The sequence below is a fragment of the Bradyrhizobium sp. PRIMUS42 genome (assembly GCF_023006515.1).
Lineage (GTDB): Bacteria > Pseudomonadota > Alphaproteobacteria > Rhizobiales > Xanthobacteraceae > Bradyrhizobium.
The window spans coordinates 1-3,839 of the sequence record NZ_JALBGZ010000603.1; the positions used below are offsets into that span (position 1 = coordinate 1).

General features: G+C 65.8%; 2 protein-coding genes. Both read left to right on the forward strand.

Annotation, left to right across the window (positions count from 1 at the left end; translation table 11 throughout):
• The first annotated feature begins 325 nt into the window (after window positions 1-325).
• The gene (locus MOV75_RS30220) at window positions 326-3,595 is read left to right on the forward strand and encodes a DUF2126 domain-containing protein (protein ID WP_246931226.1); all 3,270 of its coding nucleotides are present in this window, start codon (window positions 326-328) and stop codon (window positions 3,593-3,595) included.
• Window positions 3,596-3,622: 27 nt separating this feature from the next.
• Window positions 3,623-3,839: hypothetical protein (locus MOV75_RS30225; RefSeq protein WP_247007148.1), on the forward strand; the 217-nt coding region annotated here is incomplete at its 3' end.

The following is a 3,839-nucleotide window of genomic DNA, read 5'->3' on the forward strand; positions in this document are numbered from 1 at the left end:
TCCCGACCTGCGGCTCCTCCTGGCGCCGCGCGCAGCGTCCGTCAAGGATGGCCGTCGCTCGCCCCAACCTCACCCGATCTGCCGCCAGGCCACGCCTTGACGGACGCGAGCGCGGCGTCATCATGGCAGGCGCAGGCGATCCGTACGGCTCAAAACACCGCCGCCATTTAATGGTTGCTACGATACTGCCCGTATGGCCGAGATTACGCTTCGCTCCTGCCGGGGCATCTGGGACACTTCCTAGGCACCCTCTGCCCGTTGTTAGTGCTTGATCGCACCCACATCAGGTGTTCTGCTCAAAAAAGCTGCTGGAGCACCGCACCCCGTGTCGATCTACGTCGCATTGCATCATGTCACGCACTACAAATACGACCGTCCGATCGACCTTGGACCGCAGACCATCCGCCTGCGGCCGGCGCCGCATACGCGCACGCCGGTCCTGAGCTATTCGCTCAAGGTCACGCCATCCACCCATTTCGTGAACTGGCAGCAGGACCCGCAAGGCAACTGGCTGGCGCGCTACGTCTTCCCGGAGAAGACGACCGAATTGAAGATCGAGGTCGACTTCACGGCGCAGATGACGGTGGTCAACCCGTTCGACTTCTTCGTCGAGCCCTATGCCGACAGCTTTCCGTTCGAGTATTCTAAGGATTTGAAGACCGAGCTCGCGCCGTATCTCGAGACCATCAAGCCCGATCGCCTGTTCGCGAAATTTCTCGATGCGATCCCGCCTGAGGCCCCGAACACCGTCAACTTCCTGGTCGATCTCAATCGCGAGCTTCAGAAGCACGTCCGTTACATCATCCGGATGGAGCCCGGCGTGCAGACGCCGGAGGAGACGCTCTCCTCCGGTGCCGGATCGTGCCGCGACTCCGCCTGGCTTTTGATCCAGACCTTCCGTCATCTCGGTCTCGCCGCCCGTTTCGTCTCCGGCTATCTCATCCAGATCCGTCCCGACATCGATCCGATCGAGGGGCCGCCGGAAGTCGAGAACGACTTCACCGACCTGCACGCCTGGGCCGAGGTCTATCTGCCGGGTGCGGGCTGGATCGGCTTCGACGCCACCTCCGGCATGCTCGCAGGCGAGGGTCACATCCCGGTCGCGGCGACTCCGCATTATCGTTCGGCTGCGCCGATCTCCGGCGGCGCCGGCTTTGCCGAGGTCGAGTTCGAATTCGACATGAGCGTGAAACGCATCCGCGAGGCGCCGCGCATCACCAAGCCGTTTTCCGATGAATCCTGGGCACGGCTGAACGATCTCGGCGAGCAGGTCGACGGCGATCTCGCGAGCGCCGACGTGCGGCTCACCATGGGCGGCGAGCCGACCTTCGTCTCGGTCGACGATCTCGAAGCGGCGGAGTGGAACACCGAGGCGGTCGGTCCGACCAAACGCGCCCTTGGTGACGATCTGATCCGCCGCCTGCATAGGCGCTTCGCGCCGGGCGGGCTGCTGCATTATGGCGAGGGCAAATGGTACCCCGGCGAAAGCCTGCCGCGCTGGGCTTTTGGACTGTACTGGCGCAAGGACGGCGTGCCGATCTGGAAGAATGCCGATCTGATCGCGAAGATCGAGAATCCGCGGCGCGCCGAGGTCAAGGACGCCCAGGCGTTCGTGGAGGGCGCGGCGTTGCGGCTCGGGCTGGATCCCGGCTACATCATGCCGGCCTTTGAGGACACCGCGTACTGGCTCCAGAAGGAGGCCGAGCTTCCCGTCAACGTCGATCCCTCCGACTCCAAATTGTCCGATCCGGAAGCGCGCGCGCGCATGGCGCGCGTGTTCGACGAGGGCCTCAACACGCCGCGCGGCTTCGTGCTGCCGGTGCAACGGTGGAACGCGCCGCCGCGCTGGCGCAGCGAGCGCTGGCAACTCCGACGCAATCATCTGTTCCTGATGCCGGGAGATTCACCACTGGGCTTGCGCTTGCCGATCGGCTCGCTTGGCTATGTCCCGCCCAACCAATATCCCTACATCGTCGAGCAGGACCCGATGGAGGCGCGGGGCAAGCTGCCGGTATTCACGTTGCCGGCGCGTCCGGAAGCGCCACCGCGGGTCAATCCCGAGCATCTCAACACGTCCGTCCCCGTCCGCACCGCGATGTCGGTCGAAGTCCGCAACGGCGTGCTCTGCGCCTTCATGCCCCCGGTCGAGCGCATCGAGGATTATCTCGAGCTGATCGCCGCGCTCGAAGCCACCGCCGAAGAGATGCAGATTCAGGTTCATGTCGAGGGCTATCCGCCGCCGTTCGATCCGCGCATCGAAGTCATCAAGGTGACGCCCGACCCTGGTGTGATCGAGGTCAACGTCCAGCCGGCGAAGAGCTGGCGCGAGGCGGTCGACATCACCGTCGGGCTCTATGAGGACGCCGGCAAGACACGCCTCGGCGCCAACCGCTTCCTGGTCGACGGCCGCCACACCGGCACCGGCGGCGGCAATCACGTCGTGGTCGGCGGTTCCTCGCCGCAGGATTCGCCGTTCCTGCGCCGGCCTGATCTTCTCAAGAGCCTGGTGCTGTACTGGCAGCGGCATCCGTCGCTGTCCTATTTCTTCTCCGGCCTGTTCATCGGCCCGACCAGCCAGGCGCCGCGTATCGACGAAGCCCGCCACGACAGCATCTACGAGCTCGAGATCGCGCTCTCGCACGTGCCGCCGCCGGGCTACCAGACGCCGCTGTGGCTGGTGGACCGGCTGTTCCGGCATCTGCTCGTCGACATCACCGGCAACACCCACCGCGCCGAGATCTGCATCGACAAGCTCTATTCGCCTGAGGGGCCCACGGGGCGACTCGGTCTCGTCGAATTCCGCGCGCTCGAAATGCCGCCCGATCCGCGCATGTCGCTGGCGCAGCAGCTCCTGATCCGCGCGCTGATTGCGAAGATGTGGCGCGAGCCGCAAGCCGGCAAGTTCGTGCGCTGGGGCACGGCACTGCATGATCGTTACATGCTGCCGCATTTCATCTGGGAAGACTTTGTGGAGGTGCTCACCGAGCTGAAGCAGTTCGGCTACCCCTTCGAGCCGGAATGGTATCTGGCCCAGCTTGAATTCCGCTTCCCCGCTTTCGGCCGCGTCCATCATGGCGGCGTGACGCTGGAGCTGCGCCAGGCGCTGGAGCCCTGGCACGTGCTGGGCGAGGAGGGCTCGGCCGGCGGCACCGTGCGCTATGTCGACTCGTCCGTCGAGCGGCTCCAGGTCAAGGCCGAAGGCTTCGTCGAGGGCCGCCATATCGTCACCTGCAACGGTCGCCGCCTGCCGATGACGTCGACCGGTCGCTCCTCAGAGGCCGTGGCCGGCGTCCGCTTCAAGGCCTGGCAGCCGGCTTCCGGCCTGCATCCGACCATTCCCGTCCACGCGCCGCTGACCTTCGACCTGATCGACAGCTGGAACGGCCGCTCGCTCGGCGGCTGCGTCTATCACGTCGCCCATCCCGGGGGCCGAAGCTACGACACCAAGCCGGTCAACACCTACGAGGCCGAGGCGCGGCGGCTGGCGCGCTTCCAGGACCACGGCCACACGCCGGGGGCGATGCAACCGCCGCCCGAGGAACGCACAAATGAGTTTCCGCTGACCCTCGACTTGCGGACCCCGCTCCTGCAATGAGTATGATGGTGGGGCAGGGAGAGGCGCATGGGCGAGGGCGCAGCGGAACAGGACGACAAGGCGGGTAGAACGCAGGGACAGCGCGAAGGCCAGCGCCGCCTCGCGCAATGGGTCCGCGACTATAGCCGCCTGCCCGGCATTCCCGACGAGTTCTTAGGGCCGGACGGCGCCCCGCGCGCGGTGTGGAGCCGCTTCTTCGATGCCTTCGGCGCCCTCGCGCCCGATGAGATCGAGCGGCGATTCG